The sequence below is a fragment of the Micromonospora sp. 067-2 genome, from assembly GCF_046549295.1.
In the GTDB taxonomy this organism is placed as follows: domain Bacteria; phylum Actinomycetota; class Actinomycetes; order Mycobacteriales; family Micromonosporaceae; genus Micromonospora.
This window is the reverse complement of record NZ_JAJPWB010000003.1, coordinates 633165-646657: the sequence shown is the minus strand read 5'-3', so window position 1 is coordinate 646657 and position 13493 is coordinate 633165. Positions and strand designations below refer to the sequence as shown.

Here is a 13493-nt window from a genome sequence, read left to right as displayed (position 1 = left end):
GGTTGCTCACGTGTTACTCACCCGTTCGCCGCTCGAGTACCCCGAAGGGCCTTTCCGCTCGACTTGCATGTGTTAAGCACGCCGCCAGCGTTCGTCCTGAGCCAGGATCAAACTCTCCAACAAAAAATTAGTTGAACAGCATCCTGACAACAAACAAATGTTGCCAAAGGAATCCCAACCAGCCAGAAAAACTGACCAGTCCGGGGTATAAATCATAATTGGCACTGGCTTTACAAGCACCCTGTTGAGTTCTCAAAGAACAACCACACACCGATCAACAAGCCCCACACCTGGGACCCCGTCTCGGGGCTTCCGTTCCGTCCCCGCCGCTCACTGGCGCCGGGCACTTTTACTACGTTACCTCACCGTCTCTGCCGTGTCAAACCGTGTATCCCGGTCTGTCGTGCTTCGTACGGGTTGGTCCCGGCGCGCTTCCGCAGCGGCAGGCCGCTGCGTCAGTTCACCGGATGTGGCAGGCCGGCCGCTGCGGTCTCCCGCGAGCTTGCCCGGTTCCCTGCCGGTCGTGAACCTTACCCGGTCGGCTTCGCCGCACCAAATCCGCCTCGCGGCCGATCCGGCGAGCCCCGCCCGGACCGTGTCCCGCAGGAGCGAACCCCTGCCTGACCCGGCGTGCCGGCCCGGTTCGGGTGCTTCAGGACTTCGTCCCGTTTGCCCCGTTCCGCGCTGGCAGAGAGAAAGTTACGCGTTCGCGGGTTTGATCGTCAAATCCGCAGGTGGCGGCGCGCGTCACACTTCGCCGGTAGAGACGTTTTAGCAGGTCAGTTGGTCGGATGCCGACGAACCGCAAACCAGGCGCGCAGGCCGAGGACGCCGACGGCGCTGCCGATGACCAGGGAAGCCCCGATCAGCAGGACGTGCACCCACAGGAATCCGGTAGCCGCACCGTCCCCCACCGTGCCGGACGCCCAGGAGCGCGGGTCCTGCCAGATGGCGACCGCGAACCTCGGCCAGATCACCCAGGTCCAGATTCCGACCCCGACCAGGAAGACAGCCCACCGTCGCGACAACACCATGGCAGCCGAGTATGCCAGCGGGACAGCCCGGTAGGGACGCCTCAGCACGGGTACCGTCAGGCCGTGGTCCGGACGAGCAGCTGCGCGTCGGAGGCGGTCGAGATGGTCGACCGCCTCGCACCCGGTGTGCCGTCCCGGTTCCCGATCAGCTCCGGCGACGGTCGCGAGCAACTCCTGGACGTACTCCGTGCCGATGGTCTGCGGTACCGCGCCGGCGCGCGATGGCGGACGGCTCGCTGAGTCGACACCGCTGACCGAGAGGGCTGACCAGGCCCGCTCGGTGCGCGCCCACGCGTGACCCACCCTCGGATACGAGAGGAACACCACCATGTCCGTTGCACGAATGCTCACCGGCGATCGGCCCACCGGTCGCCTGCACCTCGGCCACTTCGTCGGCAGCATCGCCAACCGGGTGCGGCTGCACCAACGCTACGAGAGCTTCTTCATCATCGCCGACCTGCACATGCTGACCACCAGGAACCGGCGTGAGGACATCGACCAGGTCTCTGGCAACGCCCGCGAGATGGTGACCGACATCCTCGCCGCCGGTGTCGACCCGGACCGGGCCACCTTCTACCTCCAGTCGGCCATTCCGGAGGTCGGCGACCTCAACACCCTGCTGCAGAACCTGGTGACCGTTCCCCGGCTGGAACGGGTGCCGTCGCTGAAGGACATGGCGCGGGACGCGGGCAAGGACGAGATGCCGTACGGCCTGCTGGGTTACCCGGTGCTCCAGGCCGCGGACATCCTCTGCGTCAAGGGGGAGGTGGTGCCGGTCGGCCGGGACAACGTCGCGCACGTCGAGGTGACCAGGGAGATCGCCCGCCGGTTCAACCACCTGTACGGGCCGGTCTTTCCGGTGCCCGAGCTGATCGGGTCGGACACGCCCAGTCTGGTGGGCACCGACGGTGCGGCCAAGATGAGCAAGAGCCGGGGCAACACGATCGCCCTCTCCGACGATGCGGCGACGGTCCGTCGGAAGGTGCTCGGCATGTACACCGATCCGAACCGGGTGCGGGCCGACGTGCCGGGCACGGTGGAGGGAAACCCGGTCTTCGCGTACCACGAGGTTTTCAACCCGGACCCCACCGAGGTGGCCGACCTGGCCCGGCGTTACCGCGCCGGGCGGGTCGGTGATGTGGAGGTCAAGGAACGGCTGGTCGTCGCGCTCGAGGGGTTCCTGGCGCCGATCCGGCAGCGCCGGGCCGAGATCGAAGCCGACAAGGGGTTCGTCGACCGGCTGATCGTCGAGGGCACCGAACGGACCCGCCAGGAGGTACGCCGGACGCTTGTCGAGGTACGCCGGGCGATGGGGCTGACCGGCGCGTACCAGCAGGTGCGGCGGCGGGCTGAGCGGAGCCGGCGTCGGACCGACGCCCCGAGCTGAGGCCGGCGTGGCCGGTCAGCGACGCAACGCCGGGAGGTCCACGCCCGGCGTGCCGCGCGTACCGGACCGGCTCGAATCCGTCACCGCCGACGGGCTGGCCGACTGACCGACACTAGGCGACCGTCAACAGGAGCTTGCCCATGTAGGAGGTCTGCAGACGCTGGTGCGCCTCCCGCACCTTGCCCAGCGGGAAGGTCTCCGCGACGTGCACCACGAACGGTCCCGCCTCGATGAGGTCGTTGAGGCGCCGCAACTGTCGGGGGCTCGCTTCCCCGTCGTACGCCCGGACCACGACGCCGGGCCGCTCGCGCGGCTCCGGCTGCACCCCGTGGGCGTACGCGACCACGCCGCCGTCGACCAACGACTCGGTGAGCCGGTCCAGCGTCTCGCCGGCGGCCATCGCCAGGATCGCGTTCACTCCACCCGGTGCCGCGTCCCGGATCCGTGCGAGCACGTCGGCGATGTCGCCGTGGCCGTCGAGGGACACGTCGGCACCGAGGCGGGTCACCAGCGCGACGCCGTCCGGCCCGGACGCCACGGCGATCACGTTGAGCCCCTGCCGCTTGGCCAGCTGCACGGCCAGGTGACCCTGACCGCCGCTCGCACCGAAGATCAGCAACCAGTCGTCGGCCGACAGGTCGACGGTGTCGAGCCCGGCGAGCGCGGTCAGCGCGTCGGTGGGCATGGCACCGGCGTGCTCGACCGGCACGCCGTCGGGCAGTTTCGCCGCGTACTGCGCCTCGACGGCCGCGTACTCGGCGTAGAAACCACCCTTCGGTCGGGCGCTGGCGGAGACGTAGACCAGGTCGCCCACCGCGAGGTCGGTCACCTGGCTGCCGGCCGCGACGACGCTTCCGGCACCGTCGGAGCCGGGCACGATCGGGAGGGCCGAGCCCTCCGGCACCAGCACGCCCTGCCGCTCGTACGCGTCCCACACCCCCACGCCGGCGCTCCAGACCTTGATCAGCACCTCGTCGTCGGCGATCGTCGGCACCGGCAGTTTCCGCAGGGTGATCACCTCCGGTCCACCGAACTCGTCGAAGGCCGCGGCCTGCATCAGCTCTGGCACATCCCCGTCGACCATGTGGATTTCCCCCTCCGTGCCGGCGTTCCCGTCGCAGCATGCCGGCTCCGGGACGGACCCGGCCCGGGCCTGTGCACCGTTCACCCACAAGGACGACGGCGCGCGCACCCGGTCCTCCTCGGCGAGCGGCGGAGCCGGAGTCGGTGCCGGCGCCGAGGTCCGCCCGGTCGGGGACGTCCGACCCGAGCCCGCCGTCTACGCCTGCTGACCGCGGAGCGCCTGCTCGACGGCGTCGCGCACCCGGGCGTCCTCACGCGTCTTGCGTCGGGCCCGGTCGCGGCGCCGGTACAGGAGCACCCCCACGAGCGCGGCGATCAGTACGACGAGCACCAGCACCAGCATCCACGGCAGGGCCCAGCCGTGCGTCGTGGCCTGGACCGGCGTGAGCGGGGTGATGGAGCCCGACGCGTCGGTGAGCACGGGCGTGAGCGTGGCGGTCGCCGCGAGCCAGGCCACGGGAGCCACGCCGTGCACGGGCGCCGTCATGCTCCAACTCTCACCCGGGAGCAACTGCGGCGGCGGCGTGATCGTGCCCGCCTTGACCCGCAGCGAGCCGAACGGACCCGAGACCGACACCGCCTGCTGCCCGGCCAGGGCGGCGTTGCCGGTGTTGTGGATCCGGTAGGTGACGGTGGCGTCGCCCCTACCGAACGGGTTGAGCGTGCCCGCGTACGTCACGTGGAGGTCCTCGATCGCGAGGCTCGGCTTCAGCTCGCCGCCGACCCGCAGCGCGATCCGGATGCCGAGGCGCCGGTCCACGTTGACGCCCTGAGCCTGGTCGGCCTGCGTCAGCGAGGTGAGGATGCCACCGACGTAGTCGCCGGGCGTGGCGTTGCCGGGCACGCTGATCCGGAACGGGACCTGGACCGTCTTCCCGGGCTGGATCGCGACGCTGCCGGTGTCGGCGTGGGACCAGGCACCGACCGCGACGGACTTCTTGTCCCGGGGGAGCAGGTCGAGCTGACCCCCACCGGTCGTGAAGCCGTCGGCGGCGTAGACGGCCAGGTTGAGCGGCACCGGGCCGCGGTTGGCGACGACCATCTGGTCCTCGACCACACCCCCGGGATTGACGGTGTAGCTGAAGCTGGACCGGGCGGCGCCGTAGCTGTTGGAGGCCGTCCGGACCGTCCAGGCGACGTCACCGTCCGCCGCGAGGGCGGGGCCCGTAGCCAGGCCGACGACGGCGGAGGTGGCGAGCAGGGCCAGAGCGATCGTCCGAAGGGACGTGGTGGTCGTGGTCTTCCAGCGCGTGACGGACGCGTACATGTCGGGTCCTTGAGGTGATCTTGGGAGGCTTGCAATGGGTGACGGGGTAGGCACCGGTTGGTGCCTACCCCGTCCGATGGAACGGTTCGATCAGCTGCTCAGCGCGGTGATCGTGAGAGTCGTGCGGTAGCTGCCCTTCGCGATGCTGTCCGGGACCTTCAGGTCCAGGTCGGCGCCGAGCTTGGCGCCACCCCGGGGGTGGCCCTGCACGGCCGCACCGAGGCCGCTCGAGACCGAGAGGCCCTTGCCCTTGTCGTCGAAGGCCGAGAGGACCGGAGCACCGGCCGTGGCGCCGGCACCGGCGTCGAGCACGTACGGGGTCCAGCCCAGGTAGGAGCCGGAGAACGTCTTGTCGGCGTCCTGGAAGTCGCCGACGTTGGCCGAGATCGACCACGGGGCGAGCGAGCGGCGGCTGTCCGACACGAGGATCGGGTTGATCTTGCCGTTCGCCTGGAAGTAGGTGCCGTCGCGCTCCTGCGCGGTACCGAGGTCGACCAGGCTGTTGTAGCCGTCGATCGTCCAGCCGAACTCACCAGGAGCCGTGTTCGGCACGTTGACCTGGATGGCCTGGCCGTTCCCGTTGTACGGGTGCACCGTCACGCTGTCGACGATCGAGCCGATCGGCTGACCCTCGGCGGTGTTGGTGCAGGAGCTGCCGTTCTCGACCGACGCGTTCGGCGCCGCGCAGGTGCCGCTGCGTACGTTCTCCAGGACGAGCTTGTCGCCCTTGACCTGCACCTTGACGTAGCTGCGGACGTGCTCCTGGTTCTGCACCGAGTTGTACCAGAAGCTGTCCGGGTTCAGCGGGTCCGGACCGTTGCCGCGAACGCCGGTACCGGTGGTGTCCGGCTTCTTGATGTCGTAGTACTTCGAGCCCGAGGACGAGTTCGCCGTCACGTAGATGACGCCGCCCGGGCCGGGGTAGACCTGGGCCGCGCCGGGCTGCTCCGCCGGGTTCGCCTTCTGGCCGTTCTTGATGGCGTAGCTGCGGGAGTAGCTGTGGTCGTGACCCTGCAGCACCATGTCGATGCCGAGGTTCGAGAAGGCGGTCGTGAAGTCCTCCCGACGGTCCTTGTTGTCCGCGTCGGTGGAGTGGCTGGCCGGCGAGTAGATGGAGTGGTGGTAGACCAGCACCTTCCACTTGGCCTCGGCGCCGTGCTTGTTCACGACGTCGGTGATGTACGCGACGTGCGCGGCGTCGCCGCCGCCGGTCTGCTTGGTGGTGGAGTAGCTGTTGCTGTTGATGTCGATGAACAGCACGTCCTTGTAGGTGAACCAGTAGTCACCACCGGACTTGGCGCCCGCCGGGTTCCCGTTGTCGTAGTACGGGGCCGTGCGGTCGGTGTTCGGGGTGAAGTGGTGCTGCTCGTAGGACTTGCCGCCGACGTCGTGGTTACCGATGGTCGCGACGAAGGGGACCTGACGCAGCTGGTCGGGCGCCAGGAACGAGTCCCACTGGCCCTCGTCGTTGGCGCTCTCGACGTGGTCGCCGCCCGACACCAGCAGCTCGGCGTTCGGGTTGGCCGCGGTGGCGACCTTCAGGGTCTCCTCCCAGCCGGCCTGGTCCTTGAGCCGGTCGCCGGAGGAGCCGATCTGCGGGTCGCCGAAGAACAGGAAGTCGTAGTCGCCCTCGAAGTCCTGCGTCTTGAAGGCGTACGCCGGAGACCAGTTGCCCTCGGCGCCGACCCGGTACGAGTACGCCGTCTTCTCATGCAGGTTGCTGATCGTGGCGTGCCGGTTGAAGCCGGTGGTGGAGGTGTTCGCCGCACCGACGGCGTCGAAGCTGACGGCGCTGGCCGGGAACTCGCCGTTCACGATCTCGGCGGTCGGGGCGAGCTGGATCTTCTGCGCGGTGTCGGTGGAGGAGTACCAGGTGACCACGCGCTGGGTCTCGTTGGCGCCGACGCCGAGGATGACGCCGGTGATCGTGGTGGACTCGGCCGCGCTGGCGGTGGCCGTCAGGCCGCTACCGAGGGCCACGGTGATTCCGAGGAATCCCGCTACGACCCCGGCGACGAGGCGGCGCCGCGCGAGCCCGGAGGCCCCTGTCGAGGTGCTCAATGTCATCGACATTGTTCCCTTTTCACATAGAGAAATGGATGCTCTTCGCCCGACGTTGGGCTAGGGAACTCAAACTGTCGCTGCCCGGTGAACCAACCGTGAACGTGATCTTGCGTAGGGCTGCACTTCCCGAACTACTTAGCCCTACTCACGATCCGGACACGCGTTGCACGAACCAGATCAGCCCCATAATGGACACGACCCCGGAAACAGCTCCGGTCGCCCAGAGGCCGATTTTCGGCCGGCGGCGTCGCAACATGATCAGCATCGGAAAGACGATGGCGATAATCGTCAGCTGAACGACCTCGATGCCGACGTTGAACACCAGCAGCGACCACAGCAGGGTCCACGACCACGCCTCGTCGATCCCCAGTGCGCCGGCGAAACCCAGGCCGTGTACGAGGCCGAAGCAGAACACCACGCCGAGACGTGTCCAGCCGGCGCGGTCCAGACTGAGGTGGCCGCGTCCCTCCGTGTCGAGATCGCCCGCGTGGTCGCCGCGCCGCCAGATCCCCCACAGGTGCCAGCCGGCGACCACGGCGATCGACAGCGCGATGATCGGCTCCACGATGCTCGCCGGCACGTCGACCAGGCCGAGGGCGGCGAGCAGGAACGTCACCGAGTGCGCCAGGGTGAAGCTCGTTGCGGCGAGCACGACCTCCCGGAGCCGCCGCGACCCGGCGATGAGCGCCAGCAGGAACAGGATGTGGTCGATCCCGGTCAGCAGATGCTCGGTGCCCAGCAGAAAGAACTCCCAGAACCGCTCGTAGGCGGCCTGATGCGTCGAGAAGGAGGGGTTGCCGGCGTCGAGCGCCGCGCTGCCCGACCGGCCGTCGATCTCGTAGGTGACGATCGTCTTGACGCCCTTGACGAACCCCTCGTCGTCGGCGAAGAGACCGCCGCGGACCTCGTGCTCGTCGGCCCGCTGGGGACAGGTCCAGTCGAGCAGCAGATCGGCGTACGGGACACCCTCGCGCTCGCCGATCGTCGCGGCACCCACCTGCGTCGCCCGGCAGGCCGCACCCTTCGAGGTCACCGAGAAGCGGTCCGTCACATATCGCAGGGTCGACTCGGCATGAGTGTGGAGAGCGGCGGCCTGGCCCGCGGTGTCCCCTGCCTCGAATGCGGCGGTTCCCGCCCGGAAGAGCGGATCATCGTGCCCGGAATCGGCGGCGGACACGACGAGGAGGTCGTATTCGAGCTCCAACGCCGTGCGTATGTGACCATCGTCTCCCGCGGTGATTTTCGCGTATACAGTGGACGAGAAACCGTGCGCCCACGCCGGCCCGGCGCCCACAAGAGAAAGGATCGCCGCGGCGATCCCGACAACAGCGACGATAACGGTACGGCGGATCTGGCCTGACATACGGCTCCCTCGGTCGGCCAGTGCACGTTGCACGGCACGGGTGAACACGAGCCCGCCCACCGAAGAACCGCTGGCGAACAACGCCTCGAAACGGCCGCCTGCGGATTCTCGGCCGCCGGAATTGGGATAGGAATACGGCGCGACACTTTCCGCCACCACCCGGAGGACGATCACCTTGCGCCCCCCGCTTCGGGCCGTTGCCGTGCTGGCCGCGACCGCCGCGCTGATCACCGGATGCAGCTCCGGCAACGACTGGTCACAGCCGCACCCCAGGCCCGCCGCCGTCGGCTCTCTCGGCCCCGGATTCCTCGACCCCTCCGCCAAGCCCGCTCCGGAGGACACCATCAAGCCGCGGCCCGGCTCGTGGGCCGGCGTCCACCCGTCGAAGGACTACCGGGTCGTGCTGCTCACCGTGGGTGACGACCGCCCGACCAAGGCTCTCGTGACGGCGATCGAGGGCTGGGCGGACGACGAACACGTCGACGTCCGGAAGGTCGTCGTCGGCGACTCCCACGACGCCCTGGCGAGCATCACCAGGGCCCTGGAGATGAACCCGGACCTCATCGTCACCGCCGGGAACGACCTCGTCGACCCCCTCGCCCTGGTCACTCCGAACCACCTGGACCAGCGGTTCCTCGTGGTGGGGGCGGAGCTGGCCGAGCCCACCCACAACGTCACGGCGGTCGACTGGTCCGGCGCGTCGTTCCGTGGTGAGGGGCTCGGCATGTCCTCCACGTACGACCCCGACTCGTTCACGGCCGAGCGCTGCGCGGCCGCCGTCCGAGCGGGCGTGGCGGCCGTGCTCACCGACCTGACCGGGATCGTGATCTGGGTCGACTAGTGCCGGCCGTCAGGCGTCTGGGCCTATCCTCCACGCGTGCCGATCACCGATGAAGAGTTGGCTGTCACCGCAGCGCAGGCGGGAGCTGCCGTCGTACGAGCCAGCTTCGGGGCCGAGCTGACGCGGTTCGACAAGTCCGGGGGTGACTTCGCGACCGCCGCGGACATCGCGGCGGAGGAGGCGGTCCTGGACGTCCTGCGCTCCGCTCGCCCGGAGGACTCCGTGACGGGCGAGGAGAGTGGACGTACGGGTGACCGCCTTGCGGACCGGATGTGGCTGGTCGACCCGCTGTGCGGCACGCTCAACTTCGCCGTACGCACCATGTTGGTCGGGGTGAACGTGGCGCTGCGCACGGGTTCGCAGGTCCGCGTGGCGGCCAGCGCCGACCCGTTCGCCGACGAGGTGTTCTGGACCGACGGCGCGCGGGCATACGTACGCCGCGACGGGGTGGACGCCCAGCTCACGCCGTCGGCGGAGTCGGGGCTGGTCGACGTCAACCTCGATCCGCCCTTTCCGAACTCGCCCGACTTCCGAGCCGTACGGCTGCTGGCCGACGCGGGGTTCGTCGAGCGGTTCCGCCCACGCGTGGTCTCCACCACCCTGGCGTTGGCCTGGGTCGCAGCCGGCCGACGAGCCGCCTACGTGACGGACGGCGACATGCGGGACAACGTGCACTTCTCCAGCGGGATAGCCCTGTGCCAGGCCGCCGGTTGCGTGGTGACCGGCCTCGATGGACAGCCACCACGCAGTGGGGCGGTTGGGCTCATCGCGGCGGCCGACCACCGGACGCACACCGCCCTGCTGGCGCTCGGAAAGAACCAACTCTCGTCCCGCTCCTGATCGGCGTGCACCGACCGGCGGTCCGCGCAGGCTGCCACGGGCGGCCAGACTCGGCGATGGCTGCCTAGCCACGATCCGGTGGTGCGGTGTCGGCACTGCCCGAGGCCGCTTCGGGTCGTGCGAAGAGGATGTCGCGGGCCTGCTCCGCCGCGCGGGTGAGGCTCTCGGTGACGAAGTCGACGAAGCGGGCGATGTTCTCGAGGCGGGCGGCGGCCGGGGTGTCCGGGCCGAGGACGCTGACGCCCTGGCGTGCGGTCTCGGCGAGCTGGACGTTGGCTCGGGCGGCGGCGATCATCCCCTGGTACCAGACGTCGTTGTCGACGACGTAGCGCTCGCGGCGGCGTTCGTCGCGTTCACGTCGGATGAGGCCCTGGCCCTCGAGGGACGTGATCGCCTTGGAGATGGACGCCGGGCTGACCTCGAGGCGCTGGACGAGTTCGGACGCGGTGAGGCTGCCCGCGTCGTTGGTGTAGAGGCAGGTCAGCACCCGGGACATCATCTTGGGCAGGCCCTGCTGCATGAAGAGGGTCGTGAACGTCTCCTCGTACTCCCGCACGGCCTCGGGATCGCGCCCGTGGGCCTCCTCGGGCGCTCGGAGCCCTCGGGGGGTGGCCTGCCTGCGCCGGTGGGCGCGGCGTTCGGTGGCGCGGTGGGCAAGATCGGCGCGGTAGCCGGTGGGGCCGCCGTTGCGCATCACCTCACGCGTGATCGTGGAGGTGGGGCGGTCGAGACGTCTGGCGATCTCCGCGTAGGCGATCCCGTCGGCCAGCCCCAGCGCGATCTGCTGGCGTTCCTGCTGGGTGAGCCTGCCTCCCGGCATCGCGATCTCCCCTTCCACTCTCCGCAGGCCCCCAGCATAGCGTTCACTTTCTTCCATTGCAACGGCGGGCATGATGCTCGTTGCATTAAAACCAAGACCATTGCAATGATTACCCGGCGCTGACCTGCATTTTTGCTGTTCTTACGCAACAGACATGTTGCCGGGTTGCTGAACGCAACGTAGCGTTTGCGATGTCAGAAACAAGGAACGCACGAGGAGATCACGATGCAGAAGTTCGACACCCCCACCCCGATTTCCGCCGTCCTCGACATCCCCGCGGGGCGGGTCCGGTTGATCGCCGCCGACCGTGCGGACACCACGGTCGAGGTCCTTCCCGCCGACGCCTCCAAGAGCCGGGACGTGAAGGTGGCGGAGCAGACCACTGTCGACTACAGCGACGGGGTTCTGCGGATCGAGGCCAAGGCGAAGAACCAGATCCTCGGAAGCTCCGGATCCATCGAGGTGACGGTCCAACTGCCCGCCGGTTCCCGGGTCGAGGTGAAGGCGGCCGCCGCGGAGTTCCGGGCCGTCGGACGATTCGGCGACGTCGCCTTCGAGGGCGCCCACGGCGCGATCAAGCTCGACGAGGCCGCCAGCGTCCGCCTCACCGCCCTCGCCGGTGATGTCCTGGTCGGCCGCCTCAACGGGCCCGCCGAGATCAGCACCACGAAGGGCGACATCCGCATCGCCGAGGCAGTACGCGGCACGGTCGTGCTGCGCACCCAGGCCGGCGACGTGTCGGTCGGCGCTGCCCACGGAGTTTCCGCCTCCCTGGACGCCGGCACCAGCTACGGCCGGATCCACAACGCGCTCAGGAACACCGACGGCGACGCCGACCTGACCATCCACGCGACCACCGCCTACGGCGACATCGCCGCCCGCAGCCTCTAGAAGGAGCAGCCATCATGACCAACCTGGCGATCGCGGCGAACGGGCTGCGCAAGTCCTACGGTGACAAGGTCGTGCTCGACGGCGTCGACCTGGCCGTCCCCGAGGGAACGATCTTCTCGCTGCTCGGCCCCAACGGCGCCGGAAAGACCACCGCCGTGCAGATCCTCTCCACCCTCATCTCACCCGGCCCCGCCTCCGGGGAGATCCGGGTCGGCGGCCACGCCCTCACCGCCGACCCGCAGGCGGTACGCGCCACGATCGGCGTCACCGGTCAGTTCTCCGCCGTCGACGGCCTGATCACCGGCGAGGAGAACATGCTCCTCATGGCGGACCTGCACCACCTGTCCAAGCGCGACGGGCGCCGCTCCGCCGCTGACCTGCTGGAACGCTTCGACCTCACCGACGCCGCGAAGAAGCCCGCCTCCACCTACTCCGGTGGCATGAAGCGGCGCCTCGACCTCGCCATGACCCTGGTCGGCAACCCTCGGATCATCTTCCTCGACGAACCGACCACCGGCCTCGACCCCCGCAGCCGCCACAACATGTGGCAGATCATCCGCGAGCTCGTCGCGGACGGCGTCACCGTCTTCCTCACCACGCAGTACCTGGAGGAGGCCGACCAGCTCGCCGACCTCATCGCCGTCCTGCACGACGGCAGGATCGCCGCCCAGGGCACCGCCGAGGAGCTGAAGCGGCTCGTTCCGGGTGGGCACATCCGGCTCCGCTTCACCGACCCGGCCGACTACCAGGGCGCCGCCGCCACGCTCAGCGATGCCACCCGCGACGACGAAGCCCTCGCGCTGCAGATCCCCAGCGGCGGCAGCCAGCGCGAGCTGCGCACCATCCTCGACTGGCTGGACGCGAACGACATCGCGGCGGACGAGCTGACCGTGCACACCCCCGACCTCGACGACGTGTTCTTCGCCCTGACCGGCACCGACCGGCAGTCCGGCACGTCCAGCCTGCCCAGCCAGCCCAAGGAGGCTGTCCGATGAGCTCTCTCTCCCTCGCCGTACGCGACTCGTCCACGATGCTGCGCCGCAACCTCCTGCACGCCCGGCGCTATCCGTCCCTCACCCTGAACCTGCTGCTCACCCCGGTCATGCTGCTGCTGCTCTTCGTCTACATCTTCGGCGACGTGATGAGCGCCGGCATCGGCGGCGGCGCTCCGGACCGCTCCGAGTACATCGCGTACATCGTGCCGGGACTCCTGCTGATGACCATCGGCAGCACCGTGATCGGGACCGCGGTCTCCGTCTCCAACGACATGGCCGAGGGCATCATCGCCCGCTTCCGTACGTTGGCCATCCACCGCGGTTCGGTCCTCGTCGGGCATGTCATCGGCAGCGTGCTGCAATCGATCATGAGCGTGGTCCTCGTCGGCGCCGTCGCCGTGGCCATCGGCTTCCGGTCCACCGGGGCCGGCGTCCTGGAGTGGCTGGCGGCGTTCGGGCTGCTCGTGCTCTTCGCCCTGGCGCTCACCTGGATCGCGGTCGGCATGGGCCTGGTCAGCCCGAACGCCGAGGCCGCCAGCAACAACGCGATGCCGTTGATCCTGCTGCCGCTGCTCTCCAGCGCCTTCGTCCCGGTCGAGTCGATGCCCGGCTGGTTCCAGCCGATCGCCGAGTACCAGCCGTTCACCCCCGCCATCGAAACCCTGCGGGGCCTACTGCTCGGCAGCGGAATCGGCAACAACGGGTGGCTCGCGGTCGTCTGGTGCGTGGGGCTCGCCGTGCTCGGCTACCTCTGGTCGACCTCGAAGTTCAACAGCGACCCGAAGTAACCCCCGTGACAGCGCGGGCACCCTCCCGCACCTCGCCCCGCCCCCGGGCGGCGTACCCCCGACATCCTGTCGGCGTACGCCGCCCGTCGGCGTGTGCGGCCGTGCGCCGGGCGGTCATCG

At 69.2% G+C, this 13493-nt stretch carries 13 protein-coding genes and 1 rRNA gene; 7 read left to right on the top strand and 7 right to left on the bottom strand.

The window, feature by feature from the left end:
• Together ACLJN9_RS09795 and ACLJN9_RS09790 are read right to left on the bottom strand one after the other, a co-directional pair.
• A 16S ribosomal RNA gene (locus ACLJN9_RS09795) occupies positions 1-123 on the bottom strand; the annotation flags it as partial.
• Positions 124-779: 656 nt separating this feature from the next.
• Entirely contained in the window at positions 780-1034 is a 255-nt protein-coding gene (locus ACLJN9_RS09790; protein ID WP_410810783.1) for an SCO4848 family membrane protein, read from the bottom strand.
• A 63-nt stretch (positions 1035-1097) separates the two neighbouring features.
• Here ACLJN9_RS09790 and ACLJN9_RS09785 point away from each other — a divergent pair, with 63 nt between their 5' ends.
• Positions 1098-1274, top strand: coding sequence for a hypothetical protein (locus ACLJN9_RS09785; protein ID WP_410810782.1), 177 nt, complete (start codon positions 1098-1100; stop codon positions 1272-1274).
• Between the two features lie 88 nt (positions 1275-1362).
• Positions 1363-2421, top strand: coding sequence for a tryptophan--tRNA ligase (trpS, locus tag ACLJN9_RS09780; RefSeq protein WP_410810781.1), 1059 nt, complete (start codon positions 1363-1365; stop codon positions 2419-2421).
• 112 nt (positions 2422-2533) lie between these two features.
• On the opposite strand, the gene ACLJN9_RS09775 is transcribed toward trpS, so the two are convergent.
• The 4 genes from ACLJN9_RS09775 to ACLJN9_RS09760 form a co-directional block, all read right to left on the bottom strand.
• A complete protein-coding gene (locus ACLJN9_RS09775) occupies positions 2534-3505 on the bottom strand; it encodes a quinone oxidoreductase family protein (RefSeq protein WP_410810780.1) in 972 nt (323 codons plus the stop codon).
• Between the two features lie 195 nt (positions 3506-3700).
• Positions 3701-4771: a WxL protein peptidoglycan domain-containing protein gene (locus tag ACLJN9_RS09770; RefSeq protein WP_410810779.1), complete on the bottom strand. Its 1071-nt coding sequence runs from the start codon at positions 4769-4771 to the stop codon at positions 3701-3703.
• 90 nt (positions 4772-4861) lie between these two features.
• Entirely contained in the window at positions 4862-6838 is a 1977-nt protein-coding gene (locus ACLJN9_RS09765) for a fibronectin type III domain-containing protein (RefSeq protein WP_410810778.1), read from the bottom strand.
• A gap of 142 nt (positions 6839-6980) precedes the next feature.
• Entirely contained in the window at positions 6981-8372 is a 1392-nt protein-coding gene (locus ACLJN9_RS09760; protein ID WP_410810777.1) for a HupE/UreJ family protein, read from the bottom strand.
• A gap of 1 nt (position 8373) precedes the next feature.
• Between ACLJN9_RS09760 and ACLJN9_RS09755 the strand changes: the two genes are divergently transcribed.
• Together ACLJN9_RS09755 and ACLJN9_RS09750 are read left to right on the top strand one after the other, a co-directional pair.
• Positions 8374-9039: a hypothetical protein gene (locus tag ACLJN9_RS09755; protein WP_410810776.1), complete on the top strand. Its 666-nt coding sequence runs from the start codon at positions 8374-8376 to the stop codon at positions 9037-9039.
• Positions 9040-9075: 36 nt separating this feature from the next.
• Positions 9076-9879 carry an inositol monophosphatase family protein gene (locus ACLJN9_RS09750; RefSeq protein ID WP_410810775.1) on the top strand — a complete coding sequence of 268 codons (804 nt, stop codon included), beginning with the start codon at positions 9076-9078 and terminating at the stop codon, positions 9877-9879.
• A gap of 64 nt (positions 9880-9943) precedes the next feature.
• Here the strand turns inward: ACLJN9_RS09750 and ACLJN9_RS09745 are convergent, their stop codons facing one another.
• A complete protein-coding gene (locus ACLJN9_RS09745; RefSeq protein ID WP_410810774.1) occupies positions 9944-10699 on the bottom strand; it encodes a helix-turn-helix domain-containing protein in 756 nt (251 codons plus the stop codon).
• A 225-nt stretch (positions 10700-10924) separates the two neighbouring features.
• On the opposite strand from ACLJN9_RS09745, the gene ACLJN9_RS09740 reads away from it, so the two are divergent.
• From ACLJN9_RS09740 to ACLJN9_RS09730, 3 genes are read left to right on the top strand one after another with little or no spacing between them, the layout of a single operon-like run.
• On the top strand, positions 10925-11590 hold the full coding sequence (locus ACLJN9_RS09740) for a DUF4097 family beta strand repeat-containing protein (protein ID WP_410810773.1): 666 nt from the start codon (positions 10925-10927) through the stop codon (positions 11588-11590).
• A 14-nt stretch (positions 11591-11604) separates the two neighbouring features.
• Positions 11605-12585, top strand: a complete 981-nt coding sequence (locus ACLJN9_RS09735; RefSeq protein ID WP_410810772.1) for an ATP-binding cassette domain-containing protein — start codon at positions 11605-11607, stop codon at positions 12583-12585.
• Positions 12582-13373: an ABC transporter permease gene (locus tag ACLJN9_RS09730; RefSeq protein ID WP_410810771.1), complete on the top strand. Its 792-nt coding sequence runs from the start codon at positions 12582-12584 to the stop codon at positions 13371-13373. The genes ACLJN9_RS09735 and ACLJN9_RS09730 overlap by 4 nt, the downstream gene beginning before the upstream one ends.
• Positions 13374-13493 lie beyond the last annotated feature (120 nt).